This is a genomic window from Pseudomonas sp. B6(2017), from assembly GCF_002112765.1.
GTDB classification, from domain to species: domain Bacteria; phylum Pseudomonadota; class Gammaproteobacteria; order Pseudomonadales; family Pseudomonadaceae; genus Aquipseudomonas; species Aquipseudomonas piscis.
On sequence record NZ_NEIQ01000014.1, the window covers coordinates 89,759 to 114,343 of the forward strand.

27 protein-coding genes are annotated in these 24,585 nt (G+C 64.3%); 18 read left to right on the forward strand and 9 right to left on the reverse strand.

Annotation, left to right across the window (positions count from 1 at the left end):
* Positions 1-46 precede the first annotated feature (46 nt).
* Positions 47-1,387, forward strand: a complete 1,341-nt coding sequence (locus tag CAG11_RS23055; RefSeq protein WP_085598096.1) for an aryl-sulfate sulfotransferase — start codon at positions 47-49, stop codon at positions 1,385-1,387.
* Positions 1,388-1,424: 37 nt separating this feature from the next.
* Here the strand turns inward: CAG11_RS23055 and CAG11_RS23060 are convergent, their stop codons facing one another.
* The 8 genes from CAG11_RS23060 to CAG11_RS23095 all read right to left on the reverse strand — a co-directional run bounded on the left by CAG11_RS23060 (position 1,425) and on the right by CAG11_RS23095 (position 6,484).
* Positions 1,425-1,766: a hypothetical protein gene (locus tag CAG11_RS23060; protein ID WP_177409169.1), complete on the reverse strand. Its 342-nt coding sequence runs from the start codon at positions 1,764-1,766 to the stop codon at positions 1,425-1,427.
* Positions 1,763-2,191: an SMI1/KNR4 family protein gene (locus tag CAG11_RS23065; RefSeq protein ID WP_246196016.1), complete on the reverse strand. Its 429-nt coding sequence runs from the start codon at positions 2,189-2,191 to the stop codon at positions 1,763-1,765. The genes CAG11_RS23060 and CAG11_RS23065 overlap by 4 nt, the downstream gene beginning before the upstream one ends.
* A 97-nt stretch (positions 2,192-2,288) precedes the next feature.
* Positions 2,289-2,954, reverse strand: a complete 666-nt coding sequence (locus CAG11_RS23070) for a hypothetical protein (protein WP_022643914.1) — start codon at positions 2,952-2,954, stop codon at positions 2,289-2,291.
* A gap of 86 nt (positions 2,955-3,040) precedes the next feature.
* Positions 3,041-3,247, reverse strand: a complete 207-nt coding sequence (locus tag CAG11_RS23075) for a helix-turn-helix transcriptional regulator (RefSeq protein ID WP_022643915.1) — start codon at positions 3,245-3,247, stop codon at positions 3,041-3,043.
* 9 nt (positions 3,248-3,256) lie between these two features.
* Entirely contained in the window at positions 3,257-3,835 is a 579-nt protein-coding gene (locus CAG11_RS23080) for a hypothetical protein (RefSeq protein WP_022643916.1), read from the reverse strand.
* Positions 3,836-4,139: 304 nt separating this feature from the next.
* Positions 4,140-5,345 (reverse strand): CynX/NimT family MFS transporter, encoded by a 1,206-nt coding sequence (locus CAG11_RS23085; RefSeq protein ID WP_085598098.1) that lies wholly within the window; start codon positions 5,343-5,345, stop codon positions 4,140-4,142.
* Positions 5,332-5,793, reverse strand: coding sequence for a nucleoside deaminase (locus CAG11_RS23090; protein WP_022643918.1), 462 nt, complete (start codon positions 5,791-5,793; stop codon positions 5,332-5,334). Before CAG11_RS23090 ends, CAG11_RS23085 begins: the two co-directional genes overlap by 14 nt.
* 28 nt (positions 5,794-5,821) lie before the next feature.
* Positions 5,822-6,484, reverse strand: coding sequence for an ankyrin repeat domain-containing protein (locus CAG11_RS23095; RefSeq protein WP_085598099.1), 663 nt, complete (start codon positions 6,482-6,484; stop codon positions 5,822-5,824).
* Between the two features lie 106 nt (positions 6,485-6,590).
* On the opposite strand from CAG11_RS23095, the gene CAG11_RS23100 reads away from it, so the two are divergent.
* From CAG11_RS23100 to CAG11_RS23160, 14 genes are all read left to right on the forward strand, one after another.
* Positions 6,591-7,439, forward strand: coding sequence for a LysR substrate-binding domain-containing protein (locus CAG11_RS23100; RefSeq protein ID WP_085598100.1), 849 nt, complete (start codon positions 6,591-6,593; stop codon positions 7,437-7,439).
* 178 nt (positions 7,440-7,617) lie between these two features.
* A complete protein-coding gene (locus CAG11_RS23105) occupies positions 7,618-7,941 on the forward strand; it encodes a hypothetical protein (RefSeq protein ID WP_053132768.1) in 324 nt (107 codons plus the stop codon).
* Between the two features lie 398 nt (positions 7,942-8,339).
* Positions 8,340-9,155: an energy transducer TonB gene (locus CAG11_RS23110; RefSeq protein WP_085598101.1), complete on the forward strand. Its 816-nt coding sequence runs from the start codon at positions 8,340-8,342 to the stop codon at positions 9,153-9,155.
* 41 nt (positions 9,156-9,196) lie between these two features.
* Positions 9,197-9,922 carry a MotA/TolQ/ExbB proton channel family protein gene (locus CAG11_RS23115; protein WP_053132762.1) on the forward strand — a complete coding sequence of 242 codons (726 nt, stop codon included), beginning with the start codon at positions 9,197-9,199 and terminating at the stop codon, positions 9,920-9,922.
* Position 9,923: 1 nt separating this feature from the next.
* Positions 9,924-10,325, forward strand: coding sequence for a biopolymer transporter ExbD (locus CAG11_RS23120; RefSeq protein WP_053132759.1), 402 nt, complete (start codon positions 9,924-9,926; stop codon positions 10,323-10,325).
* Positions 10,326-10,620: 295 nt separating this feature from the next.
* Complete coding sequence (locus CAG11_RS23125; protein WP_085598102.1) at positions 10,621-11,202, forward strand: alpha/beta hydrolase; 582 nt, start codon at positions 10,621-10,623, stop codon at positions 11,200-11,202.
* 58 nt (positions 11,203-11,260) lie between these two features.
* On the forward strand, positions 11,261-12,199 hold the full coding sequence (locus tag CAG11_RS23130) for a sigma 54-interacting transcriptional regulator (RefSeq protein WP_085598103.1): 939 nt from the start codon (positions 11,261-11,263) through the stop codon (positions 12,197-12,199).
* Between the two features lie 108 nt (positions 12,200-12,307).
* Entirely contained in the window at positions 12,308-12,742 is a 435-nt protein-coding gene (locus CAG11_RS33320; protein ID WP_143494741.1) for a hypothetical protein, read from the forward strand.
* A complete protein-coding gene (locus CAG11_RS23135) occupies positions 12,742-13,383 on the forward strand; it encodes a hypothetical protein (RefSeq protein WP_085598104.1) in 642 nt (213 codons plus the stop codon). The genes CAG11_RS33320 and CAG11_RS23135 overlap by 1 nt, the downstream gene beginning before the upstream one ends.
* 221 nt (positions 13,384-13,604) lie before the next feature.
* The gene (locus tag CAG11_RS23140; RefSeq protein WP_053132753.1) at positions 13,605-14,387 is read left to right on the forward strand and encodes a MetQ/NlpA family ABC transporter substrate-binding protein; all 783 of its coding nucleotides are present in this window, start codon (positions 13,605-13,607) and stop codon (positions 14,385-14,387) included.
* Positions 14,388-14,833: 446 nt separating this feature from the next.
* Entirely contained in the window at positions 14,834-15,499 is a 666-nt protein-coding gene (locus CAG11_RS23145; RefSeq protein WP_053132750.1) for an amino acid ABC transporter permease, read from the forward strand.
* Positions 15,480-16,139, forward strand: a complete 660-nt coding sequence (locus tag CAG11_RS23150) for an amino acid ABC transporter permease (protein WP_053132748.1) — start codon at positions 15,480-15,482, stop codon at positions 16,137-16,139. Before CAG11_RS23145 ends, CAG11_RS23150 begins: the two co-directional genes overlap by 20 nt.
* Positions 16,136-16,918 (forward strand): amino acid ABC transporter ATP-binding protein, encoded by a 783-nt coding sequence (locus CAG11_RS23155; RefSeq protein WP_085598105.1) that lies wholly within the window; start codon positions 16,136-16,138, stop codon positions 16,916-16,918. Before CAG11_RS23150 ends, CAG11_RS23155 begins: the two co-directional genes overlap by 4 nt.
* Positions 16,915-17,799, forward strand: coding sequence for a transporter substrate-binding domain-containing protein (locus CAG11_RS23160; RefSeq protein ID WP_085598106.1), 885 nt, complete (start codon positions 16,915-16,917; stop codon positions 17,797-17,799). Before CAG11_RS23155 ends, CAG11_RS23160 begins: the two co-directional genes overlap by 4 nt.
* 105 nt (positions 17,800-17,904) lie before the next feature.
* On the opposite strand, the gene CAG11_RS23165 is transcribed toward CAG11_RS23160, so the two are convergent.
* Positions 17,905-19,065 carry an AAA family ATPase gene (locus CAG11_RS23165; protein ID WP_085598107.1) on the reverse strand — a complete coding sequence of 387 codons (1,161 nt, stop codon included), beginning with the start codon at positions 19,063-19,065 and terminating at the stop codon, positions 17,905-17,907.
* Positions 19,066-19,314: 249 nt separating this feature from the next.
* Between CAG11_RS23165 and CAG11_RS23175 the strand changes: the two genes are divergently transcribed.
* The 3 genes from CAG11_RS23175 to CAG11_RS23185 are packed head-to-tail and all read left to right on the forward strand — an operon-like array spanning position 19,315 to position 24,544.
* On the forward strand, positions 19,315-20,409 hold the full coding sequence (locus tag CAG11_RS23175) for an efflux RND transporter periplasmic adaptor subunit (RefSeq protein WP_085598109.1): 1,095 nt from the start codon (positions 19,315-19,317) through the stop codon (positions 20,407-20,409).
* Positions 20,406-21,476: an efflux RND transporter periplasmic adaptor subunit gene (locus tag CAG11_RS23180; protein ID WP_085598110.1), complete on the forward strand. Its 1,071-nt coding sequence runs from the start codon at positions 20,406-20,408 to the stop codon at positions 21,474-21,476. Before CAG11_RS23175 ends, CAG11_RS23180 begins: the two co-directional genes overlap by 4 nt.
* The gene (locus CAG11_RS23185) at positions 21,473-24,544 is read left to right on the forward strand and encodes an efflux RND transporter permease subunit (RefSeq protein ID WP_085598111.1); all 3,072 of its coding nucleotides are present in this window, start codon (positions 21,473-21,475) and stop codon (positions 24,542-24,544) included. Before CAG11_RS23180 ends, CAG11_RS23185 begins: the two co-directional genes overlap by 4 nt.
* The last annotated feature ends 41 nt before the right edge of the window (positions 24,545-24,585 follow it).

A 24,585-nucleotide genomic window follows, 5' to 3' on the forward strand; every position in this document is an offset into this window, starting at 1 on the left:
GCGCCGGGACTGTCGGCGCCCTTCAATCCGAACAGGAGTGCCTGCCATGCCACGCGCCACAATCCCCTTGGTCTTGTTGACCACCACCTTGCTGGCCGGAGCGCTGCACGCGGCGCCCAGCGTCTACCCCACCGGCGTGACCCGCTACGACCCGGCCAAGGCCTATAACCAGTACGTGATCTTCAGCGGTGCCGACAAGCAGACCCACTTGATCGACATGAACGGCAACGAGGTCAGGAACTGGCCCCAGGCCGGTTTTCCCTCGGCCATCATCGACCCGCAACTGGTGGGCGGCGAGCGTGGCCGGGTGCTGTTGCAGCTCAAGGACAAGGACCCCGGCCCGCTCGGTTCGGCGGGCAACGGCCTGGGCAACCAGAGCGTCGGCGAGCTGGACTGGAACGGCAAGCTGGTCTGGCAATGGGGCGACCAGGCCCCCGGTGGCGCGGCCCAGCAGCACCATGACCAGCGCCGGCTGAGCAATGGCAACACCCTGGTGCTGGCCAACAAGGTGCACAAGGTGGCGGGTTTCAAGGTGCCCCAGGTGATCGACGACGTGATCTACGAAGTCAGCGCCGACGGCCAGGTCAAATGGCAGTGGCTGGCCTCCGAGCACCTCAAGGAGTTCGGCTTCACCCCCGCCCAGTTGCAATTGGTGCGCGGCACCAGCAACCCGGACTACCTGCATATCAACAACCTCAGCGTGGTAGGCCCCAACCGCTGGTTCGACGCCGGTGACAAACGCTTCGCCCCGGACAACCTGCTGATCGATTCACGCAACGCCAACTTCATCGCCATCATCGACAAGCACAGCGCCAAGGTGGTCTGGCGCCTGGGACCGAACCTGGCGCCGATCGAGCCCAAGAGCGCCGGCAAGCTGCCGCGCCCGGTGGATCAGTTCGTCGGCCAGCACGATGCCCACATCATCCCCGCCGGCCTGCCGGGGGCCGGCAACCTGCTGGTGTTCGACAACCAGGGCACGGCCGGCTACCCCTCGGTACCCCTGGGGCTGATCGCCGGCTCCCGGGTGCTGGAGATCGATCCGATCAAGCGTGAAATCGTCTGGCAATACAGCGCCGCCAGTTCCAGGCAACCGGGCTGGGCTTTCTACAGCTCGTTCATCAGCAGCGCGCGGCGCCTGCCCAACGGCAACACCCTGATCGACGAGGGCATGAACGGGCGTTTCTTCCAGGTCACCGGCGCTGGCGAGATCGTCTGGGAATACGTCAGCCCCTACCTGGGCAAGGCCCCGGGCAGCGAGGCGGTGAGCAACTGGGTGTATCGCGCGCTGCCGGTGAACTACGACTGGGTGCCGGAGGGTACGCCGCGTTCGCAAACCGCCGTGCAGGCGCCAGAGCCGCAGTTGAAACAGGCCAGCGCCGGGATCTGACCCCGCAAGCTCGCCCCTGGCGAAGGCGCCTGCCCGCTCAGAAGTAGAAGTACAGGCCGGTGTCCCGCTCCAGGGCCAGCCGATTCAGGGCGATCAGCCTGTGGATAAGTTCATCCCCGGCGGTCGCGGCCTGGGTGAGGATCGCCAGCGCCGTGGCGAGGTCGGCCTGGCCCTGGATCGAGGCGTCTTCGTAGTCGTCGATCAGCGTGCCCAGGGCGCGGTTCAAGCTCGGCAGCAGGTCGCTGCGCCACAGGCTCGTCCACTGTTCTGCGGACAGGGCCAGTTCCTCCAGGTCGCCCGGCAGGCACTGGTCCAGGTCCAGGCGTTGCATGGCGCCCTGGCTGGTGGGCACGGCTATCCATCTGCGCGGTGTGTTCATGGCTGCCACAGCTCGACGAAGGCCCGGAAGTCAGCCGCCACCGGGTAGCGATTGGCGCTGTCGGGGTCGAAGATTTCCACCGCCACGCGCGGACTGTTGAAGTCCAGGCAGACCAGCAAGCCGCCGGCATCCCGGGCAATCGCCAGGCAGCCGGCGGCGAGCCCCGGCACGCGGCCAGGGGTGGCGTACCAGGGCAGGGTCCAGGGTTCGTCGTTCATGCTGAAAGCGAAGAACTCGCTGATGCAGGCGTAGCCGTTGCCGTAGGCGAAGGTGCCGATCCCTGGCGTGGCCGCCTCGGCGTAGCGCACCAGCTCTAGGTACAGCGGCGGCAACTCCAGGCCCAGGCGCTGCTGCACCTGGGCGATCAGTTGTTCGTCCACCGTCGATCCGGGTTCTATTTCCCAGGCGTTCCAATCCAGGGTCATGCTCGACATGCACCTTGTGCTCAAGGGCCGTGCCCGCCCGATGGGGGACGGCATCGAGGGGCGATTGTAGGCGCGTCGCCTGGTGCGCGGTAGGCGCTTATTTGCAGCTCTGGCCTTCGGGCAGGGTCACGCTGTAGTTGCGCTGGACCCGGTTGCGGAAGTCCAGGTTGTCCAGGCTTTCCTGCACCAGGAAATCCTCGATCTTGGCGTCCTGGCAATCCTCGTTATAGGACGAGGCCCGCAGTACGAACACCGTGCGCCGGCTCTGCTCGTCCTTGGCCTTGATGTTGAAGGTCGAGAGGGTGGTGTAGGCGGTGCGCTCCGAGGAGCCGACGGCGCGGTAAGACATGGTCGGCGTGCTGGTGCACACGGTCTGCTGGTGCTTGCCGGGCATGCACGTGGTCTTGGTACTGCTGGGCACCGAGGCGTAGTCGGTGGCGGTGTAGCGGTAGCTGGTCCTTTTGCTGCCCACATCCAGGGCGATGTTCATGCGAAACGGTGGATGATCCTTCGGCAATGCCGACTCGGTATACACCTTGGTGAAGCCCATGCCATGCAGGGCGGCGACCATGTCGCGCAGGTAGTAGCTGGCCTTGAGGGCCTGGGCATCCTTGGCGCCGTTGACGGTCACCAGTACCGGAGCCTGGCGATCGAAGTAGTAGTCTTGGGCGGGGGTGGCGTCGATCGCCACGTCGAGTTTGTTGGCGCAGCCGGTCAACAGGGAGACGAGCAGCAACAGCGGGTAGAGCAGAGTACGAGTCATGAGTCAGCCATTGGATACAGGAGGGCTTGGAACAGGCTTTAACGGTCTGGACTCGATCAAACACACGCGAAGGGGGAGACGCAGTCTCAGTCTGCCTGGTACTCCAGCAAGTCGCCGGGTTGGCAGTCGAGTGCGGCGCAGAGTTTGTCGAGGGTCTCGATTTTCATCCCCTTGACCTTGCCATTTTTCAGCAACGACAGATTGGCCTCGGTAATGCCCAGGATGGCGGCCAGCTCTTTCGAGCGAATCTTGTTTTTAGCCATGACAACGTCAAGCCGAACGATAATGGTCATCTCATTGTTCTATATGTAGTGACTGTGCTCATCACTGAGGATTTTCGCGTCGCGCATGATAATGGAAAACGAGCACAGCAAGATTCCTTTGACCACCTCGTAAGCGGCGTAGGACGAGAAGCCGGCGGAGATCTGCAGGATGCGTTCGCCGGGCGGCAGGTCGATGGACAGGGCCAGGCCTTGCAGGGTCTCCATCATCGGGAAAGTGGCCGGGGCGATGATCCACAGCATGCCTACGCGCCAGAGGATGCGGATGTTGCGATCGCTCCAGGTTTCCCCCCGAGACAGGCGCATGAAGAACACCCCGGTCAGCCATAGGGCGAAGCTCGACAGCAGCAGTGGCAGGAAGTCCAGGATCACCAGCAGGGTGAAGCTCAGGGTGGAGGGCTTGAAGTCGGCTTCCAGCAGGCGTGGCCAGTGTTCGGCGAAGACCCCGAGCAGGGCGCCCAGGACCTGGTCCTTGCTGTAGATCCAGAGCCCGGCGTTGCCGCCGATTTCCACGATGCCCATGACCCAGGCCAGGATCGCGGCCAGCATGCCGACCCGGCGTAACCGGTATTGGGCAGAACCATTGTTTTGGAGGGGCATCGGGTATTCCTTGCAAAGCTGTGGGGGTGGCGGATTATTTATAAATAATTATCGAATTACAATAATTTATTTCACTAATAATTCCCCGACCCCCAACGTCTATTGCTTTGGTCCCCTCCATCGAGTCCCGGCCTGTGGCCGCTATCCAGGGTTTGCCTGTCGTACCGCGGCGCTGGGTGTTGCGGGCGCTGTGGGCTCGGTCGCAGCCTCGCGCCGCTCGACAGCGGCTACAGGGTTCTGTGTAACCGCTGGCGCAGGCTGCGCACGGCTCGGCACGAGTCGCCTGCTGGACCCGGCCCCAGGCTCATGCAGCTTGTGCGGCGGTGTCGAAACTGGCCCTGGGCTGGTAGCTGGACGGGCTGAAGATGCGGGTCAGGAGCAGCATCGCTACGGCACCGGCGACCAGCACCCACCAGGCGCTGGTGAACTCGCCGGTGACCTGGCGCAGCCAGCCGGTGAGCCAGGGCGAGACAGCGTTGAGCAAGAACCCCACGCCCTGGACGAAGGCCGCCAGTTGCCCGGCTTCCCGGGGGTCGCGGCGGTGGTCGAGGGTGAGGATCAGGCTCAGGCCGAAGCAGGCGCCCAGGCCGAAGCCGATCAGCGCCACCCACAGGTGCGGTGCTTGCAGTGGCCACAGCACCAGGCCGAGAAAGCCCAGGGCCTGGGAGGCGAGGCTGATGCCCAGCAGGGGCCGGCGGTCGACGCTGCGTTGGGCCAGGGCCGGCATCAACAGCGCGGCGATGACCTGGAACACGGTCATGAACGCCAGCAGCGAACCGCTCAGCGTGGCGCTCCAGCCCATCTGCAGGTAGTAGGCCGGCAGCCAGGCCACCATGCTCATGTAGCCGCAGTTCACCAGGCCGAAGTACAACGCCAGCAGCCAGGCCCGGCGGTTGTTCCACAGGCTGTCGCTCTCGCTTCGGGAGCCTTGGCGGCGGGCGGCGCCAAGGGGCAGGCAGGCCCACAGCATCAGGGCCGCCATGGCCGGCAGCAGCCAGACCCCCAGGCCCACCTGCCAGTTGGCGAAGTGCAGCGCCACCTGTGGGCTGAGCAGCGCGGCGAGCCCGCCGCCACCCATCAGCGAGGCCGAATACACCCCCATCGCCAGGGCCACTCGATGCTGGAACTGGCGCTTGATCAGCGCCGGCACCAGGGCCTGGATCAGCGCGACGCCGGCACCGCCCAGCAGGGCGGAAGCCAGCAGGGCTGGCGCCTGGCCGAAGTACAGGCGCGCCAGGCAGGCCAAAAGCACCAGCAGCAGGCCCAGGGAAACCCCGTGGCGCTCTCCCAGGCGCGCTTCGATGCGTACGCCCAGCAGTGCCACCAGGCCCATGCAGATCACCGGCAGGCTGGTGAGCCAGGCGCTGCTCTGGAAACTCATGCCGGTGGCTTCGCGGATCTGCCCCAGCAGCGGGCTGACCGAGCTGAGGATCGGCCGCAGGTTGAGCCCCAGGCACACCAGCAAGGCCCAGCCGGCGAAGGTCTTGAACGCCGATTCAGTGCGCGGCATGACGGTCCTGCCAATCCTGGTAGATAGCGTTCATCGCCGCCTGCGGCAGGTGCTGCACAGGCAGCTTCTGGGTCGCCAGGGGCTGGCCCAGTTGTTCGTAGATCGCCGCGGTGGACAGGCCGAACGGCGCCGCCTGCTGGTTGCTGGCGGCGAACACTGCCCGGGATACGCCGCACAAGTACATGGCGGCCAGGCACATCGGGCAGGGCTGGCCGCTGGCGTAGATCACGCAGCCGTCCAGGCGCGGGCCCAGTTGCTGGCTGGCGCTGCGGATCGCCAGCAGTTCGGCGTGGGCGGTGGGGTCCTGGCTGAGGTGGATTTCGTTGACCGCCTCGGCCAGTACCTGGCCGTCGCGTACCAGCAAGGCGCCGAAGGGCCGGCCGCCCTGCTCGACGTTGCGCCGGGCCAGGGCCACGGCTCGTTCGAGGAAGTGTTGATCGTTATGCATGCAAATCTCCGGCGTGCGCCGCGCGAGTTCAGGAGGCCCCGGCCTCGCGCAGCAGTTGGGCAGTGGCCTCCTGGCCGCGTTGTTCGGCATGGCGCAGGGGGCTGATCCCGGCGCGGTCCGGCAGGTTCAGGTCGGCGCCGGCGGCGATCAGCCGGCTGACGATGCGCTGGTGCGCCGGGCCGCCATCGGAGAGCAGGATCGCCTCCAGCAGGCAGGTCCAGCCCAGGCGGTTGACGTGGTCCACATCGACCCCGGCGGCGATCAGCAACTCCACGCTGGTCTCGTGGCCGCGCTCGCAGGCCGGGATCAGCGCCGTGCCGCCGTAGCGATTGGTGCTCTTGAGGTCGGCGCCATGGGCCAGGGTCAGCTTGAGGATCTCGTCGTGGCCGCTGGCCCCGGCCAGCAGGTAGGGGCTGTCTTGCATCAGGTTCTTGCGGTTGACGTCGGCGCCGGCCTCGATCAGCGCCCGGGCGATCTCCACCTGGTTGCCGCGGGTGGCCAGCAGCAGCGGGCTGCTGCCATCCAGGCCCCGGTCGTCGAGCGGCGCGCCCTGGGCGATGAGCTCGCGTACTTGCCGCAACTGTCCGTTGCGTACCGCTTCGAGCAATGCATTGTCGCTGGCCATTACCACTCCCGCCGTGAGCAGACCGGCGGCCAACAGGCCGCGTTTGAAGGACAGGTTGAACCCCATGCAAACCTCCCGTTCCGACTGATGAGCGACGAGTATGGGCAAGGCCCCGGGTATTCTGAAATTAAATATAATCATGCTAATCAGTGGCTATGAGAATGGTTTGGCGATGTTCGATCCCGTGTTGTTGCGCAGTTTCGTGGCGGTCGCCGACTGCCAGAACTTCACCCGCGCCGCCGAGCGCCTGCACCTGACCCAGTCCACCGTGAGCCAGCAGGTGCGGCGCCTGGAGGAGAGCCTGGGCTGCCAGTTGCTGGACCGCGACCAGCGCCGGGTGGCGGCCACGGTCGAGGGCGAGCGGCTTTTGGCCTATGCCCGGCGCATCCTGGCGCTGCACGAAGAGGCCAGCGACGTGCTGATCAACCAGCGCAGCGAAGAGGTGCTGCGCCTGGGGGTGCCGGAAGACTATGCCGCCGAGCGCCTGATGCCGTTGCTGTCACGGTTTGGCCGCGACTACCCGGCGGTGCGCCTGGAGGTCACTTGCGGCCTGGGGCCGGAGTTGCTGCGCCAATACCGGCGTGGCGAGTTCGACCTGTTGCTGGTCAAGCAGATGGGCCATGGCGAGGACTGCCTGGACTCCTGGCCCGAGCCGCTGTGTTGGGCCGACAGCCTCCGGCAACCGGCCTTCGGTCGCGAACCGCTGCCCTTGGTGGCCTTTGCGGTGGGGGGCTTGTACCGCCAGGAAATGCTCCATCACCTGGAGGTGGGCGGTTGGCCCTGGCGCATCGCCTATTCCAGCGCCAGCCTGGCCAGTGTCTGTTCGGCGGTGGGCGCAGGCTTGGGGATCAGCCTGCTGCCGGTGCGGGTGCTGGGCAAGCAGCACCGCATCCTCGATGCCGACAGCGGCCTGCCGGATATCCAGGGCGTGCGCCTGGCCCTGTATGCCGGCAGCGGCTTGAGCCGGGCAGGCAAGGCATTGCAGGAGCAGTTGCGAGTGCTGGCGGCCGGAAAGTTATAAGTTGCCTTGGCGTGGATATAGCTTATATGGGCCGTGCTGGACTCTATAGCTATTTGATTAGTTTTAAGTCAAGTTTGTCTTGGACAACTTTCCGGGTGCCGGCCATGCTGGTTTCGTGAGTTCTTCTTGAACTTGCCTCATTGGAAGAAACCTTTAACTGCATAAGGAAACCAGCACTATGTCGAGCATCAATGGCACCTATGTAAACTCCAACGCCGACGCCCGCCTGGTCGTGACCGACGGCAACGATTCCAACGGTTCGTTCAGCGGAGAGTTGACCCAGGCCGGGGTCAAGTACAGCGTCGCCGGGCATTACCACTTCCAGAACAGCACCGGCCAGCCCACCATCATCAACGTTTCCGGCTACAACGATGGCTATGGCTACCAGGCCTGGGCGCTGTTTTCCGCCGATCACAACTACGCTCGGTTGCGCGCTTCCGGAGCCCGCAGCAACTTCAGCGGTGATGTGGTCGGCTTGAGTGGTGAATTCCTCAAGCAGTAACGAGTTCGATAACTGACAGCCGCTGGATATCCGTTAGTTGATATGAAACTTGCGTGATTTTCCAGCGGCTTTGTCGTGCCTGTAGTTTGAGTTTAGTTGTGGGCCGGTGTTTCTGGTTAGTTGTATCGAGGCGGGTATCCAGGTGTTTTCGATGCCTTGCGGGAATATTTTTCATGCCGGCAAGGCATGGGCTTTCGCTGTTGTGGCTGCAGCCCTTGATTCACGCGGCCTGCAGGGTTTCACGAGTTTTGTATATTCCATGTGGGTCTATATATAACTTGAAAGATTACTTTAAGAGATAAGCGAGGGGCGCGGATCATGGACCCCACGGCACCGTTGCGTGGGGGAGTCAGAGCGCTGGTGCCGGTTATCCGCAGAAGATCGTAGGGAGTGAATCAATGGGCAATGTCCAGACCGTCGCCAGCGCGCAGGAGGTGCCGTGGCGCCAGGCACCGAGCGGCGAGTTGGTCGATCTTGGCCGGCCGCATCGCTTGCCGCTGGGCCAGGCTCGGCTGCAACGCACACCCAAGCGGGTGCTGCGCCGGCGCGAGGCGATTCTCCTGGGAGTGGCGGCCCTGGTGTTGCACGGCGCGGTGATCTACTGGGTGAGCCAGAAGCCTACTCCGGTGCTGCCCATCGTGCCGCCGGAGATCCCGCCCATGACCATCGAGTTCTCGCATCCGGCGCCACCGGTGGTCGAGCCGCCGCCACCGCAGCCGGTCCAGCCGGTAGTGGAGCCACCGCCGCCGGTGGAGGATGAGCTGGCAGTGAAGCCGCCGCCACCCAAGCCGGTGCCCAAGCCCAAGCCAAAACCGCTGCCCAAGCCCGAACCCAAGCCCGCGCCCAAACCGGTGCAACAGGCTCCGGCAGCGCCGCAACCGGTTGCGCCGGTCGCTGCCCCGGCTCCACCCGCGCCACCGGCTCCCGCTCCGGTGACGCCGGCCTCGGCCAGCGCCGCGTACCTGAAGAACCCGGCGCCGGAGTATCCGTCCCTGGCCCAGCGGCGGGGTTGGGAAGGCACGGTGCTGCTTCGGGTGCACGTGCTGGCCAGCGGCAAACCGGGAGAGATCCAGGTCCAGAAGAGCAGTGGGCGCCAGCAACTCGACGATGCGGCCCTGGCCGCGGTCAAGCGCTGGAGCTTCGTCCCGGCCAAGCAGGGCGACGTGGCCCAGGACGGCTGGGTCAGCGTACCTATCGATTTCAAGATCCATTGAGCCGCAAGGCCCGATCCACACGCTTATAGAGGGAACACATCATGACGTTACTGGCATCTCCACTGGAATCCATCGAAAGCGCGGTGATCTGGCTGCTGGTGGTCTTCTCCGTCGCTACCTGGGGCCTGGCCCTGGTCAAGGGCGTGCAGTTCGCCCGCCTCAAGGCCCAGGATCGCAAGTTCCACAATCAGTTCTGGGCGGCATCGAGCCTGGACTCCGCCGCGCCCCTGAGCGAAACCCAGCCCGGTGCGGCGGCGCGAGTGGCCCAGGCCGGCTACGCGGCGATCCAGGTGGGCGATGCCTCCCACGCCGCCGACCTGAGCCAGGCGATCAACCACCAGGACCGGCTCGAGCGCGCCCTGCGCCAGCAGATCGTGCGTGAGCGCCGCTCCCTTGAGACGGGCCTGGCGGTGGTGGCGAGTATCGGTAGCACCTCGCCCTTCATCGGTCTGTTCGGCACCGTGTGGGGGATCATGGAAGCGCTCAAGGGCATCAGCGCCGCTGGTTCGGCCAGCCTGGAAACCGTGGCTGGGCCTATTGGCGCGGCGCTGGTGGCCACTGGCGTGGGGATCGCCGTCGCCGTGCCGGCGGTGCTGGTCTACAACTACTTCCTGCGGCGCCTGAAGCTGACCGCCGCCGATCTCGATGACTTCGCCCATGACTTCTACAGCCTGGCGCAGAAGAGTTCGTTCCGTGTGCTGATCCACCCGGCCGCGCACAAGGTCGCGGCCCAGGGCTCCGGCCACAAAGTGAAGGAGGCCTCCTGACATGGCCTTCTCCACCCAAGACAGCGATGAAGTGCTGAGCGAGATCAACGTCACTCCGCTGGTGGACGTGATGCTGGTGCTGCTGGTGGTGTTCATCGTCACCGCGCCGCTCTTGACCAACGCCATTCCCATCAACCTGCCCAAGACCGAGGCCGTGGCCCCGGTGGAGCAGAAGGACCCGCTGGTGGTGAGCATCGATGGCACCGGCAAGCTGTTTATCAACAAGGACGAGATCCAGCCGGATCTCCTGGAAACCAACCTGCAAGCGGCCAAGCAGAAGGACCCGGAAGTCCGCGTCCAGCTGCAGGCCGACGATGGCGTCAACTACGGCGAGGTGGCCCGGGCCATGGCGTCCATCGAGCGTGCGGGCATCACCAAGCTGTCGGTGATCACCGCCCGCTGATACCGAGCAACAAAGCCACGACTTTTCAGGCCGTCTCCTTGGCAGGGTGCGGCCTTTTTTTTGTTGTGGCGCTGTAGCTGCTGTCGAGCGCAGCGAGGCCCGCAGGGCACTTCAACTGTACGGTCGAACGGGCTCCCTGGCGGTCGCTGCGCGCCTGCGGCAGCGATTGCACAAGGCGGAGCAGGGCGGGTTTATATTCTTTATGAGTCTTAATAAATAGCTTCTTATTCCTTAACCAATATAAATCCCCTCCCTATACTCGTTCGGGAACAGACACGCAGCAGGAGAGTTCCCCATGCGCAACGAATCCATTCGCTACTTGATTGTGCCGGGCTGGCAAGGATCGCCAGAAGATCATTGGCAAAGCCACTGGCAGCGCAGCCTGCCCAACAGTGCGCGAGTGGAGCAGGCCGATTGGCTGACGCCGCGCCGGGAAGACTGGGTAGCCGCGCTGGCCGAGGCCATTGCCGCCGATGACACCCCGGTGATCCTGATCGCCCACAGCCTGGGTTGCGTCACCGTGGCCCATTGGGCAGCCCGGGCGCCGTTGGCCGCCCTGCGCCAGGTACGTGGCGCGCTGCTGGTGGCGCCGGCGGATGTGGAACGTCCGGCCTGTGCCCCGGCGCTGCGCAATTTTGCCCCGATCCCCCGGGGCCTGCTGCCGTTCCCCAGCCAGGTGGTCAGCTCGGACAACGACAGCGCGGTCAGCGCGGCGCGAGCCCTGGAGCTGGCCCGGGACTGGGGCGCCGAGGCCGGGATCCTGGCCGGTGCCGGGCATATCAACGTCAAGTCCGGCCACCATCGCTGGGAACAGGGTTTCGCCTATCTCTACCGCCTGCAAAACCGCATGGAACAGCACGCCCTGCGTCGTGCCTGAATTTTCTTCTTTCGTTTAAACGCCCCCGCCTCCAGGCGCCTTGGGGCGGGAGCCAGCCATGAGTTCGCATACCCCCTTCGGCCAGCCGCTGCTGACCTTTCCCGATGCCGAGAAAAGCCCCCTGAGCATCCGCGCCAAGGCGCTGGTGTTCGTCGATCCGCGTTCGCGCCAGCTGCGCGAGGAGCTGGAGCAACTGGCGCCGCGTTCGACCTCGGTACTGATCCGTGGCGAGACCGGCACCGGCAAGGAGCTGCTGGCCCGGCATATCCACCGCGCCAGCGATCGTGGTGGGTTGTTCGTCTCGGTCAACTGCGGGGCCATCAGCCCGACCTATGCCGATGCCGAGCTGTTCGGTTACGCCGCGGGCAGCTTCAGCGGCTCGGCCAGCAGCCGGGCCGGCTGGTTCGGCTCGGCCAATGGCGGGACCCTGTACCTGGACGAGATCGGCGACCTGCCGCTGCCGATCCAGACCAAGCTGCTGGCGGCCCTGGAGAACCACGAAGTGACCCGGGTCGGTGCGCAGCAGCCAAGCCCGGTGGATGTGCGCCTGGTGGCGGCCACCAGCATCGACCTGGCCCAGGCGGTGGCGGCGGGCAAGTTCCACGAGCGCCTGTACCGCTACCTGGGCGAGGGCCAGCTGGAGCTCCCGGCCCTGCGTGAGCGGGTGGGGGATATCGAATCGTTGGCCGAATACTTCCTGGGGATCTACAGCCAGCGCCTGGACCTGCCGGTGCCGCTGATCAGCGAAGCCGCGCAACAGGTCCTGGAGCGCCACAGCTGGCCAGGCAATACCCGCGAGCTGGAGAACGTGGTGCACTTTGCCCTGCTGGTCAGCGATGGTGGGGAAATCCTTCCGGAGCACCTCAACCTGCCGGAAACAGTGTCACCGCTAAGTGAGTTGGAGCGGCAAGTAGAGGTGTTGCTGCGGGGAAGTGAGAGTGAGCGCAGCGGATTGAAGGCCGTGCTGGAGAAGGTTGCGCAGCGGTTGGGGGGATAGAGAGGAGCGAACACCCGAATTGTTGCGAAAGCAATCCTTGTTCTTGCAAATGATTTGCATTAGCCTTTCTCGAAAAGAAGATCTGCTTCAAGCATTGAAGGAGTCTTTATGAGAAAAGTATCTTGCGCGGTGCTTTTTCTATCTGCCCTGGCCCCCAACGCCTATGCGTATCTCACTGAACTAGCGATGTTTTCGCGTGCCAACTGTTTCGGTTTCAACGAATCGGTCAGTTGGGACACGATACATACATGGAAATTAGAAACATCGTCTGTGCAATACAATACGGTGGATGGCAGTTACAGGGAGTTTTACGATAAATCCGACAGTACCTGGCGCTCTTATGCAGGTTGTGGATTGTGTGGCATGGATTGGGAAGTCTACGGTTTCCATTATGCGGACGGGAAGTATGGCGACCCTGACTACAAGGCCCAGCAGGATCATCTTCTTGTCAATGTCTGTACTGCTGGCTGGTCGCCAAGTGTGGCTGATGGCTCGCCCTGCCTCGAAACCTACACCACCTCTTGCAATCTGACGGAGTGGTAATGATGCGCTTGTCGATGGTTTGCATAAGCATGCTGCTCGTTCCATTCTCGGCAGATGCCGAGTTGGAGATTCGCCCTCTAAGTAGTAATACACATATTCAAAAGATCCTTGATAAAGGAACTGCCTCACCCAGGAGGGAGGCGGAGAGAAAATCGGCTTTTCCAAGCTTCGAACAATTTAGTTCGATGGTCACACTCGCTCAGATGACCGATAAAAGGCTATCTCAAGCCGTCAGGTTCAAATCTGAGTCGAGAGCGGCAATTGAAAAGTTGAGATGTCAATTTTCCAAAGAAGCCCCCTCCGGTGTCGAGATGAAGGAAGGCGGTTTGAACGGTGTCATGTCTCTTTACTCGTGCGGCGATGATTATGTTGTCACCTACGAGACCCACTATGAACCTGAGCTGGCACAGCGTGTAGTTGTTTACGACGATGATTACGCCAAGCCTCAAGACCCCGGCAAGCCCTTGGTGAAAACGTCGGAAAAAGTAGTGGGCGGGGTCAGGAAGACCGGGTTGCGCTGGATGAATTCCAAGCATGAAGTGAGGTATGACATTTACGCCAGCCTGGAAGGTGATGGTGCGCTGGAGAAGGCACTGATGTCGGTCATTACCAAGGTTGCCATTGAAATCGGTAAGCGATAGATCGCAGGCGTTGTGTAATGGAGCAACCAGGCGTACCGGCAGGCTAGGCAGTTGTCCTTTCACTACCAATAAAAAAGGCATAAGTACTTGCCAAAAAGATATTGTTAGGGAATAAAAAATCTCGGTATTGTCCGGTTCACGCCAGCAGTGGCACTTCACCAGTATCCCGATCCACTCCCTATTTGAAGCCGTCGTCGGACCCCGACATCTAAGGACATCGCATGAAAAAAGTTCTGTTGTTCACCGCACTGGCGGCAGCCCTGGGCGCCGGTATCGCCCAGGCCGGCGAGAAGCTGGTGGTCGCCGCGACCCCGGTGCCCCACGCCGAGATCCTCGAGCTGATCAAGCCGACCCTGGCCAAGGAAGGCGTGGACCTGGAAGTGAAGGTCTTCACCGACTACGTGCAGCCCAACGTGCAAGTGGACCAGAAGCGCCTGGACGCCAACTACTTCCAGACCCTGCCGTACCTGAAGAACTTCAACGAAGGCAAGGGCACCCACCTGGAGACCGTGATTGGCGTGCATGTCGAGCCTTTCGGCGGCTACTCGAAGAAGGTCAAGAGCCTGGCCGAACTGAAGGACGGCGCCAGCATCGCCATCCCCAACGAAGGCAGCAACAGCGGGCGTGCGCTGATCCTGCTGCACAAGGCCGGCCTGATCGAACTCAAGGATCCGAAGAACGCCGTGTCCACTCCGAAGGACATCGCCAAGAACCCGCACAACTTCAAGTTCAGGGAACTGGAATCGGCCATGCTGCCACGGGTCCTGGACCAGGTTGACCTGGACATGATCAACACCAACTACGCCCTGGAAGCCGGCCTGAACCCGGCCAAGGATGCGCTGGTGATCGAAGGCGCCGACTCGCCCTACGTGAACTTCCTGGTGGCCCGTCCGGACAACAAGGACAGCCCGGCCATCCAGAAGCTGGCCAAGGCCCTGACCAGCCCTGAAGTGAAGGCTTTCATCGAGAAGAAATACAGCGGCGCGGTATTGCCGGCCTTCTGATGGGCTAGGCTGTCCACCGGACCAACCCCTTCAAGGTTCGAACGCCGACGGCTAGGCCAGCGTCGGCGTTTTTTATTGCCCGCAATTTTTGGCCAGCGTCAGCCTGCCGGCTGCATGGCCCGGCGCAAGGCCATGAGCCATTTGAGCAAGTCATGGGGATCGAGCGGTTGCGGAGTCTTTTCATTGGCCATGGTCATCGTCCTTGTGAAGCTGCGCGTCCTGGGAAATGCCCCGGTCCTCATGAACCCGGCAGGCAGGCAAAAAGGTAGTCGCTCGACGCCAGCCCGGCAAATCCGCGGGTTAGGTTTTTGGGTGATATCAATATGCCTTAACGGTATTTAAATTCTGCTTTTTATAGCTTTAGAGTCGCGCTCAGCCGGGCGATTACCCATCGCCCCATGGACTGCATCACCGTCGCCGTATCCCGGCGACGTCCAGGACGTTCAATGACCCTCGACTACGCTTTCATCCTCAGCACCCTGCCGGCGTTCCTCAAGGCCGTGGGGGTGACCCTGCAGGTCGGCCTGATCGCCATCGGCACTTCCCTGCTGGTGGCGTTGATCAACGCTGCCTTCCTGGTGTTCCGTACGCCCTATGTGCACCGCCTGATCGGCCTGTACGTGGAGCTGGCGCGCAACACGCCGTTGCTGATCCAGCTGTTCTTCGTCTACTTCGCCCTGCCGGCCCTGGGGATCAAGGTCTCCGGCTTCACCGCGGCGATCATCACCATGACCTTCCTCGGCGGTGCCTATCTCACCGAGGTGCTGCGCGCCGGGGTCGAGGCGGTGCCGCTGGCCCAGCTGGAATCGGGGCGTTCCATCGGCCTGTCGCGCTGGCAGCTGTTGCGCTACGTGATCCTGCCCCAGGCAGGCATCCTCAGCCTGCCGTCGCTGTTCGCCAACTTCATCTTCCTGCTCAAGGAGACCACCGTGGTCTCGGCGGTGGCGGTGCCGGAGATCCTCTACACCACCAAGAGCTACATCGCCCTGTACTACAAGACCTACGAGATGCTGGCGGTGTTGACGCTGATCTGCGTGCTGCTGTTCTTGCCACTGTCGCTGTTGCTCGGCTACCTGGAAAGGAGGCTGCAACATGGCCAGTTCGGGTCTTGAGCTGCTGCTGGTGTCCCTGCCGCAACTGGCCCGGGGCGCCGAGCAGACCTTGTCGATCTCCTTGCTGAGCATCCTCTTCAGCACCCTGGGCGGCGTGCTCTATGGCGTGCTGCGCAGCCTGCAGCGGCGAGTGCTGGATGTACCGCTGCGCATCTACCTGGAGCTGTTCCGGGCGATCCCGGTGCTGGTCTGGCTGTACTTGCTGTTCTTCGGCTTCCCGATCTTCTTCGGTATCAGCATTCCCAGCTTCACCTGTGCGGTGCTGGTGCTGTCGCTGTGGGGCGCCAGCGAGGTCGGCGAGGTGGTGCGCGGGGCGCTGCGTTCGTTGCCCCGGGGCCAGCGCGAGGCGGGGCTGTCCATCGGCCTGTCGACGTTACAGCTATATGGCCACGTGTTGCTGCCCCAGGCCCTCAAGCGCATGACGCCGCCGACCATCAACGTCTACACACGGATCATCAAGACCAGCTCCCTGGCGGTGCTGATCGGCGTAGTGGACGTGATCAAGGTCGGCCAGCAGATCATCGAGCGCACCTACGAATCGGTGTTGATCTACGGCGTCCTGTTCCTGTTCTTCTTTTTCATCTGCTACCCGCTATCGGCCGCCTCCCGCGTGCTGGAGCGGCGCTGGACGCAAGCATGAGCGCATTGATCGAGTTCCAGGGTTTCACCAAGTTCTTCGGCTCGCAGCAGGTGCTGCGCGACATCGACCTGAGCGTGGCGTCGGGCGAGGTGATCGTCATCCTCGGTCCCAGCGGCTGCGGCAAGAGTACCCTGCTGCGCTGCCTAAACGGCCTGGAAAGCGCCCAGGGCGGCCACCTGCGCTTTGCCGGCCGCGAGCTGCTGGACCCGGCCACCGACTGGCGCCAGGTACGCCAGCAGATCGGCATGGTGTTCCAGAGCTATCACCTGTTTCCCCACATGAACGTGCTGGACAACATCCTCCTCGGCCCGCTCAAGGTGCAGAAGCGCCAGCGCCGCGAGGCCCAGGCCCAGGCCGAGGCGCTGCTGGAGCGGGTCGGCCTGGCGGACAAGCGCCAGGCGTTTCCCCGGCAGCTGTCCGGCGGCCAGCAGCAACGCATCGCCATCGTCCGCTCGCTGTGCATGAACCCCCAGGTGATGCTGTTCGACGAGGTCACCGCGGCGCTGGACCCGGAGATGGTCAAGGAAGTGCTGCAGGTGATCCAGGGCCTGGCCCGGGACGGCATGACGCTGCTGATCGTCACCCATGAAATGGCCTTCGCCCGGGCCGTGGCCGACCGCATCGTGTTCATGGACGCTGGCCGCATCCTCGAGCAGAACACCCCCGAGGCTTTCTTCACGAACCCGCAGACCGTTCGCGCGCAGCAGTTCCTGGAGAAGTTCTCGTTCGTCGAAGCATTACCCAAGAAAGCCCCTAGAAAGGAACTGGAGCTCTTATGAAAACCATCAAGTCTTCACTGTTGTTGCTGCCGTTGTTCGGCCTGGCCCTGCTGGCCGGCTGCGATAAATCCTCCGAGGCCCCCAAGCCTGCGGCCAGTGCCGCCAGCGCTGCGCCGGCGGCCAGCTACCTGGACAAGATCAAGGCCCGGGACAAGCTGATCGTCGGCGTGTTCACCGACAAGCCGCCGTTCGGTTTCGTCGATGAGGCCGGCCGCTACGTGGGCTTCGATACCGACATCGGCCGGCAGTTCGCCAAGGACCTGCTGGGCGACGAGAACAAGGTGGAGTTCGTCGCCGTGGAGCCGGCCAGCCGCATTCCGTTCCTGCAAAGCGACAAGGTCGACCTGATCCTGGCCAACATGACCGTGACCCCCGAGCGCAAGGAAGCGGTGGAATTCACCAACCCCAACCTCAAGGTCGCGGTCCAGGCCCTGGTGCCCGAGGGCAGCCCGGTGCAGAGCCTGGATGACCTGGCGAGCCGCACCACCATCGTCACCACCGGCACCACCGCGGATATCTGGCTGACCCAGAACCACCCGGACTGGAAGCTGCTCAAGTTCGAGAAGAACACCGAGTCCCTGCAGGCCCTGGCCAATGGCCGTGGCGATGCCTACGCCCAGGACAACCTGATCCTGTTCAGCTGGTCCAAGCAGAACCCGGGCTACCGCGTACTGCCCCAGACCCTGGGCGAGCAGGCGCCGATCGCCCCGGCGGTGAAGAAGGGCAACACCGAGCTGCGTGACTGGGTCAACGCCGAGCTGGCCAAGCTGGGCGAGCAGAAGTACCTGCTCAAGCTGTACGACCAGTACGTGCGCAAGGAACTGAGCGACGACACCAACCCCGACAGCGTGATCGTCGAAGGCGGCAAGTGGCAGGGGTGATCCGCCCCGGGCGCTTGAAGCGCTCTTGAGTACGCCATCGCGGGCAAGCCTCGCTCCTACGCAGACCTTAGGAGAGAGGCTTGCCCGCGATGCTTTTGAGGCTGCTCAATCGGGCCAGTACCAGGCGGGCTCGTCGAGCTGTCGCTGGCCGACGATGCCCGTCTGGCCCAGTTCCTTTTCCAGCACGATGCAGTTGCATTCCGGGTCTTCCTGCAGGGCCGCGATCAGGCGCCGGGCGTGGGACACCACCCACACCTGGCACTGCTCCGAGGCACGGATGATCAGGCGCGCCAGCGCCGGCAGCAGGTCGGGGTGCAGGCTGGTTTCCGGTTCGTTGAGCACCATCAGCGTTGGCGGTCTCGGGGTCAGCAGGGCCGCCACCAGCAGCAGGTAGCGCAGGGTGCCGTCCGACAGCTCCGCCGCCGACAGTGGGCGCAACAAGCCTTCTTGATAGAACTCGATGGCGAAGCGCCCGCCCGGTTGCGCGTCGATCTCCAGGCGGGCTCCGGGGAAGGCATCGCTGATGGCCGCTTGCAGGGCCTGGGGATCGCCGATCTCGCGGATGGTCTGCAAGGCGGCTGCCAGATCGCGGCCGTCGTGGTGCAGTATCGGGGTGCGGGTGCCCAGTTGCGGTTGGCGCGCCGGGGCTTCGCTGTCGCAGCGAAAATGATCGTAGAAGCGCCAGCGGCGAATGGACTCGCGCAGGTGCAGCACCTCGGGCGAAGTGCGCAGGCTGCCCACCTGGTCGAACAGGCTGTCGAACTCCGGCGTGTGCTGGGCCAGTACGTCCCAGGCCCGGCCTTGGCGAGCCCGGATCAACGGGCCGTCACGGTCTACCAGCAGGCTGGCGGGGCGATAGAAATGCCCGGACCAGATGCATTCCTTCTTGATCTGCGGGTCCAGGGCAAATGCCGAGCGGCTGGGTTCCGGCAGGCCCAGGGCAATGGCATAGCCGAAGTCCTCGCCGGAGAATCCCAGGCGCAGGCGCTTGCTGGAGGAGCGCACGCCAGCCTCGATCGGCACCTCGCCCTTGCGCATGCGTCGGCTGATGGTTTCCGGCCCGGCCCAGAAGGTCGAGTCCAGCCCGCCCTCCCGGGCCAGGGCGTTGACCACCCCGCCCTGGGCAGTTTCCGCCAGCAGGCGCAGGGCGCGGTAGAGATTGGATTTGCCGCTGCCGTTGGCGCCGGTGATCAGGTTCAGCCGAGCGAGGGGAATCACCAGTTTGTTGATGGAGCGGTAATTGGCCACCGCCAGGGTCTTGAGCATGCCGGATCTCCTTTGCGTGCCGCGCAGTGTGCCCAATCCCCATGGCTCTTGTCGCGCCATCCCTGCGGCGGCGACACGGGGCGAACCTGAAGCCGCTGTCGAGCTTGCGAGGCTGCGCCAAGGCCCGCAGGGCCTTCAAGTGGACGATCTCCAGACCCTGGGCTGCGGCGGGCAGTACAAGGGTGGAACCCTGTTCTAAGCTCACAGTCGTAAACGTCACGGCGCATCGATCAAGCAAAAGGAGCCTGCATGGCTGGTCTCGATACGAAGTGGGTAGTGGGGTTTTGCCTGTTGGCCTTGCTCGCTGGTTGCGGGGCGGAGCAGCCCACGGAAAAGAATCATCCGCGGGTGCGGGTCCAGCAAGTGCAGAGCAGCGAGTTCGCGGCGTCGGTGACCCTTACCGGCGATGTGCAGGCACGGGTCCAGACCGATCTGTCGTTTCGCGTTGGCGGCAAGATCATCCAGCGCATGGTGGATGTTGGCGACCGGGTCGCGGCTCGCCAGGTGCTGGCCAGGCTCGACCCCAAGGACCTGCAGACCAACGTCGACTCGGCCAATGCCGCGGTGTTCGCCGAGCAGGCGCGGGTCAAGCAGACCAGCGCCGCGTTCGTCCGCCAGCAGAAACTCTTGCCCAAGGGCTACACCAGCCAGAGCGAATACGACTCGGCCAAGGCCGCCCTGCACAGCAGCCAGAGCGCCTTGAGCGCGGCCCAGGCCCAGTTGGCCAACGCCCGCGAGCAACTGGGCTACACCGCACTGGTGGCCGAAGTCCCGGGGGTAATCACCGCCCGCCAGGCCGAGGTCGGCCAGGTGATGCAGGCGACGCAGCCGATCTTCAGCCTGGCCCAGGACGGCGAGCGCGATGCGGTATTCAACGTCTATGAGTCTTTGGTGATGCAGCCACCGGGGCAGGAAACCATCCACATCGCCCTGTTGGACAATCCCAAGGTGACCACCACCGGCAAGGTCCGCGAAGTGACCCCGGTGGTCTCGGCCCAGAGCGGCACGGTGCAGGTCAAGGTCAAGCTCGACTCTTTGCCGGCGGGCATGGAGTTGGGTTCGGTGGTCAGCGCCACCGCTCGCGCCAATGCCAAGGCCAGCGTGTTGCTGCCCTGGGCGGCGCTGACCAAGGACCTGCGCGAGCCGGCGGTATGGCTGGTGGACACTGACGGCAGGGCGCAACTGCACAAGGTCAAGGTCGGGCGCTACCTGACCGGCAAGGTGATCATCAGCGAAGGCCTCGAGGGCGGCGAGCAGGTGGTGGTGGCCGGCGGGCAGTTGCTGTATCCGGGAGTACCGGTGGAGATCGCCGGCCAGACCACCGGCCAGGAGCAACAGCCATGAAGCGCCTGGCCTTGTTGTGGTGCGCCGTTGTGCTGCTGCCTGCCTGCTCCAAGCACGACGCACCGCCGGAACCGGTGCGTCCGGTGCTGTGGATCCAGGTGACGCCGCAGTCCGAGGAAAGCCTGGGGCGCTTTGCCGGCAACATCCAGGCCCGCTATGAGACCAACCTGGGCTTCCGGGTGCCGGGACGCATCGCCAAGCGCAATGTCGACGTCGGGGCCGAGGTGGCCCCCGGGGACTTGCTGGCGACCCTGGACCCCACCGACCAGCAGAACCAGTTGCGGGCGGCCCAGGGCGACCTGGCCCGGGTCCAGGCGCAGTGGATCAATGCCCAGGCCAACGCCCGGCGCCAGCAGGAACTGTTCGACCGTGGGGTCGGGGCCCAGGCCCAGCTGGACCTGGCCCAGACCGACATGAAGACCACCCGCGCCTCCCTCGACCAGGCCCAGGCCTCGGTGCAGCAGGCCCGGGACCAGCTCGGCTACAGCGAGCTGCACACCGACCACGGCGGCGTGGTCACCGCCTGGAAGGCCGAGGCCGGGCAGGTGGTGAGCGCCGGCCAGCAGGTGGTGACCCTGGCCCGGCCGGAGGTCAAGGAAGCGGTGATCGACCTGCCGGCGAACCTGGTGGACCAGCTGCCGGCGGACGTGGTGTTCCAGGTCGCGGCGCAACTGGACCCGAGCATCGGCACCAGCGCCACGGTGCGCGAGATCGAACCCCAGGCCCAGAGCGCGACCCGCACCCGCCGGGCCCGCCTGACCCTCAAGGACACCCCCGAGGCATTCCGCCTGGGTACCGCCATCAGCGTGACCCTGAGCTCGGCCATCGCGCCGCGCACCGAGCTGCCGTTGACCGCGTTGCAACAGGTGGATGGCAAGAGCCGGATCTGGGTCATCGACCCCAAGACCCATACCGTCTCGCCCCGTGAGGTGACGGTACTGAGCCGCGATGATGATTCGATCCTGATCAGCCAGGGCGTGCAGCCCGGCGAGCGGATCGTCAGCGCCGGCGTCAACAGCCTCAAGCCGGGGCAGAAAGTCAAAATCGATGAGGACCGCGCACAATGACGCCCGCCAACAAAGGGAGCTTCAACCTGTCCGAGTGGGCGATCAGGCATCAATCCTTCGTCTGGTACCTGATGTTCGTGGCGCTGTTGATGGGCGTGTTCTCCTATATGAACCTGGGGCGCGAGGAAGATCCGTCCTTCACCATCAAGACCATGGTCATCCAGACCCGCTGGCCCGGCGCGACCCAGGAAGAAACCCTCAAGCAGGTCACCGACCGCATCGAGAAGAAGCTCGAGGAACTCGACTCCCTGGACTACGTGAAGAGCTACACCCGCCCCGGCGAGTCGACGGTGTTCGTCTACCTGCGCGACACCACCAACGGCAAGGACATCCCCGACATCTGGTACCAGGTGCGCAAGAAGATCAACGACATCCGGGGCGAGTTTCCCCAAGGCTTGCAGGGGCCAGGGTTCAACGACGAGTTCGGCGATGTGTTCGGCTCCATCTACGCCTTCACCGCCGATGGCCTGAGCATGCGCCAGCTGCGCGACTACGTGGAGCAGGTGCGGGCGCAGATCCGCGAGGTGCCGAACCTGGGCAAGGTGGAGATGGTCGGCGAGCAGGACGAGGTGATCTACCTGAACTTCTCCACCCGCAAGCTGGCGGCCCTGGGGATCGACCAGCGCCAGGTGCTGCAAAGCCTGCAGTCGCAGAACGCGGTGACTCCGGCCGGGGTGATCGAGGCCGGGCCGGAGCGGATCTCGGTGCGCACTTCGGGGCAGTTCGCCTCGGAGAAGGACCTGGCCACGGTGAACCTGCGGCTCAACGACCGTTTCTATCGCCTGGCGGATATCGCCCAGATCAGCCGTGGCTATGTCGATCCGGCGACGCCGATGTTCCGCTTCAACGGCCAGCCGGCCATTGGCCTGGCCATCGCCATGAAGAAGGGCGGCAATATCCAGGACTTCGGCAAGGCCCTGCACGCGCGCATGGACCAGCTGACCGCCGACCTGCCGGTGGGCGTCGGCGTGCACAAGGTCTCCGATCAGGCCGAGGTGGTGGAGGAGGCGGTGGGTGGCTTCACCAGCGCATTGTTCGAGGCGGTGGTGATCGTCCTGGTGGTGAGTTTCATCAGCCTCGGGGTCCGGGCCGGGTTGGTGGTGGCCTGTTCGATCCCGCTGGTGCTGGCCATGGTCTTCCTGTTCATGGAGTACAGCGGCATCACCATGCAGCGTATTTCCCTGGGAGCGCTGATCATCGCCCTGGGCTTGCTGGTGGACGACGCGATGATCACCGTGGAGATGATGGTCACGCGCCTGGAAAAAGGTGAAAGCAAGGAGCAGGCGGCGACCTACGCCTACACTTCCACGGCCTTCCCGATGCTCACCGGGACCTTGGTGACTGTCGCCGGCTTCGTGCCCATCGGCCTCAATGCCAGCTCGGCCGGGGAGTACACCTTCACTCTGTTCGCGGTGATCGCGGTGGCGATGCTGGTGTCGTGGATCGTCGCGGTGTTGTTCGCCCCGGTGATTGGCGTGCATATCCTGAGCACCAACGTCAAACCTCACTCCGAGGAGCCGGGGCGGGTCGGCCGGGCCTTCAATGGCGGCCTGCTATGGGCCATGCGCAACCGCTGGTGGGCCATCGGCATCACCGTGTTGTTGTTCGTCGCCTCGGTGTTCGGCATGGGCCTGGTGCAGAACCAGTTCTTCCCGTCCTCGGACCGGCCGGAGATCCTGGTGGACCTGAACCTGCCGCAGAATGCCTCGATCAACGAGACTCGCAAGGCGGTGGATCGCCTGGAGGCGACCCTCAAGGACGATCCGGACATCGAGCGCTGGAGTACCTACATCGGCGAAGGGGCGATCCGCTTCTACCTGCCGCTGGACCAGCAACTGCAGAACCCCTACTACGCCCAGCTGGTGATCGTCAGCAAGGGCCTGGAGCAGCGCACCGCACTGACCGAGCGCCTGCAGAAGCGCCTGCGCCAGGACTTCGTCGGCATCGGCAGCTATGTCCAGGCCCTGGAGATGGGACCGCCGGTGGGCCGGCCGATCCAGTACCGGGTCAGCGGCAAGGATATCGACCAGGTACGCAAGCACGCCATCGAGCTGGCCGCCGAGCTGGACAAGAATTCGCACATCGGCGAGATCATCTACGACTGGAACGAGCCGGGCAAAGTGCTGCGCATCGACATCGCCCAGGACAAGGCGCGGCAGCTGGGCCTGTCTTCGGAAGACGTGGCGCAACTGATGAACAGCATCGTCAGCGGTTCCACCGTGACCCAGGTGCATGACGACATCTACCTGATCAAGGTGGTCGGCCGCGCCGACGACAGCGAGCGCGGTTCGCCGGATACCTTGCAGAACCTGCAGATCGTCACCCCCAGCGGCACCTCGATCCCGGTGCTGGCTTTTGCCAGCGTGCGCTACGAACTGGAGCAGCCCCTGGTGTGGCGCCGCGATCGCAAGCCGACCATCACCATCAAGGCGGCGGTGCGCGACCAGATCCAGCCCACCGACCTGGTCAAGCAGCTCAAGCCGACCATCGACAGGTTCGCTTCCGGGCTGCCGGCCGGCTATTCGGTGGCCACCGGCGGCACCGTGGAGGAGAGCGGCAAGGCCCAGGGGCCGATCGCCAAGGTGGTGCCGCTGATGCTGTTCCTGATGGCGACCTTCCTGATGATCCAGCTGCACAGCGTGCAGAAGATGTTCCTGGTGGCCAGTGTCGCGCCGCTGGGGCTGATCGGCGTGGTCCTGGCCCTGGTGCCGACGGGGACGCCCATGGGCTTCGTGGCGATCCTCGGGATCCTGGCGCTGATCGGCATCATCATCCGCAACTCGGTGATCCTGGTGACCCAGATCGATGAGTACGAGCAGGACGGCTACGAGCCCTGGGATGCGGTACTGGAAGCCACCCACCACCGACGGCGGCCGATCCTGCTGACCGCCGCGGCGGCCAGCCTGGGGATGATCCCCATCGCCCGGGAAGTGTTCTGGGGGCCGATGGCCTACGCCATGATCGGCGGCATCATCGTCGCCACCTTGCTGACCCTGCTGTTCCTGCCGGCGCTGTACGTGGCCTGGTACCGGATCAAGGAGCCCAAGCCGGACCAGGACAGCCGCTGATTCGTAGGCGCGAAGCGTGTTCGCGATGGCGGTGTATCAGG

Excerpts from the sequence above, each read along its gene's own strand:
- CAG11_RS23055 (WP_085598096.1), top strand. The coding sequence starts at position 47 with ATGCCACGCGCCACAATCCCCTTGGTCTTGTTGACCACCACCTTGCTG.
- CAG11_RS23060 (WP_177409169.1), bottom strand. The coding sequence starts at position 1,766 with ATGAACACACCGCGCAGATGGATAGCCGTGCCCACCAGCCAGGGCGCC.
- CAG11_RS23065 (WP_246196016.1), bottom strand. The coding sequence starts at position 2,191 with ATGACCCTGGATTGGAACGCCTGGGAAATAGAACCCGGATCGACGGTG.
- CAG11_RS23070 (WP_022643914.1), bottom strand. The coding sequence starts at position 2,954 with ATGACTCGTACTCTGCTCTACCCGCTGTTGCTGCTCGTCTCCCTGTTG.
- CAG11_RS23075 (WP_022643915.1), bottom strand. The coding sequence starts at position 3,247 with ATGACCATTATCGTTCGGCTTGACGTTGTCATGGCTAAAAACAAGATT.
- CAG11_RS23080 (WP_022643916.1), bottom strand. The coding sequence starts at position 3,835 with ATGCCCCTCCAAAACAATGGTTCTGCCCAATACCGGTTACGCCGGGTC.
- CAG11_RS23085 (WP_085598098.1), bottom strand. The coding sequence starts at position 5,345 with ATGCCGCGCACTGAATCGGCGTTCAAGACCTTCGCCGGCTGGGCCTTG.
- CAG11_RS23090 (WP_022643918.1), bottom strand. The coding sequence starts at position 5,793 with ATGCATAACGATCAACACTTCCTCGAACGAGCCGTGGCCCTGGCCCGG.
- CAG11_RS23095 (WP_085598099.1), bottom strand. The coding sequence starts at position 6,484 with ATGGGGTTCAACCTGTCCTTCAAACGCGGCCTGTTGGCCGCCGGTCTG.
- CAG11_RS23100 (WP_085598100.1), top strand. The coding sequence starts at position 6,591 with ATGTTCGATCCCGTGTTGTTGCGCAGTTTCGTGGCGGTCGCCGACTGC.
- CAG11_RS23105 (WP_053132768.1), top strand. The coding sequence starts at position 7,618 with ATGTCGAGCATCAATGGCACCTATGTAAACTCCAACGCCGACGCCCGC.
- CAG11_RS23110 (WP_085598101.1), top strand. The coding sequence starts at position 8,340 with ATGGGCAATGTCCAGACCGTCGCCAGCGCGCAGGAGGTGCCGTGGCGC.
- CAG11_RS23115 (WP_053132762.1), top strand. The coding sequence starts at position 9,197 with ATGACGTTACTGGCATCTCCACTGGAATCCATCGAAAGCGCGGTGATC.
- CAG11_RS23120 (WP_053132759.1), top strand. The coding sequence starts at position 9,924 with ATGGCCTTCTCCACCCAAGACAGCGATGAAGTGCTGAGCGAGATCAAC.
- CAG11_RS23125 (WP_085598102.1), top strand. The coding sequence starts at position 10,621 with ATGCGCAACGAATCCATTCGCTACTTGATTGTGCCGGGCTGGCAAGGA.
- CAG11_RS23130 (WP_085598103.1), top strand. The coding sequence starts at position 11,261 with ATGAGTTCGCATACCCCCTTCGGCCAGCCGCTGCTGACCTTTCCCGAT.
- CAG11_RS33320 (WP_143494741.1), top strand. The coding sequence starts at position 12,308 with ATGAGAAAAGTATCTTGCGCGGTGCTTTTTCTATCTGCCCTGGCCCCC.
- CAG11_RS23135 (WP_085598104.1), top strand. The coding sequence starts at position 12,742 with ATGATGCGCTTGTCGATGGTTTGCATAAGCATGCTGCTCGTTCCATTC.
- CAG11_RS23140 (WP_053132753.1), top strand. The coding sequence starts at position 13,605 with ATGAAAAAAGTTCTGTTGTTCACCGCACTGGCGGCAGCCCTGGGCGCC.
- CAG11_RS23145 (WP_053132750.1), top strand. The coding sequence starts at position 14,834 with ATGACCCTCGACTACGCTTTCATCCTCAGCACCCTGCCGGCGTTCCTC.
- CAG11_RS23150 (WP_053132748.1), top strand. The coding sequence starts at position 15,480 with ATGGCCAGTTCGGGTCTTGAGCTGCTGCTGGTGTCCCTGCCGCAACTG.
- CAG11_RS23155 (WP_085598105.1), top strand. The coding sequence starts at position 16,136 with ATGAGCGCATTGATCGAGTTCCAGGGTTTCACCAAGTTCTTCGGCTCG.
- CAG11_RS23160 (WP_085598106.1), top strand. The coding sequence starts at position 16,915 with ATGAAAACCATCAAGTCTTCACTGTTGTTGCTGCCGTTGTTCGGCCTG.
- CAG11_RS23165 (WP_085598107.1), bottom strand. The coding sequence starts at position 19,065 with ATGCTCAAGACCCTGGCGGTGGCCAATTACCGCTCCATCAACAAACTG.
- CAG11_RS23175 (WP_085598109.1), top strand. The coding sequence starts at position 19,315 with ATGGCTGGTCTCGATACGAAGTGGGTAGTGGGGTTTTGCCTGTTGGCC.
- CAG11_RS23180 (WP_085598110.1), top strand. The coding sequence starts at position 20,406 with ATGAAGCGCCTGGCCTTGTTGTGGTGCGCCGTTGTGCTGCTGCCTGCC.
- CAG11_RS23185 (WP_085598111.1), top strand. The coding sequence starts at position 21,473 with ATGACGCCCGCCAACAAAGGGAGCTTCAACCTGTCCGAGTGGGCGATC.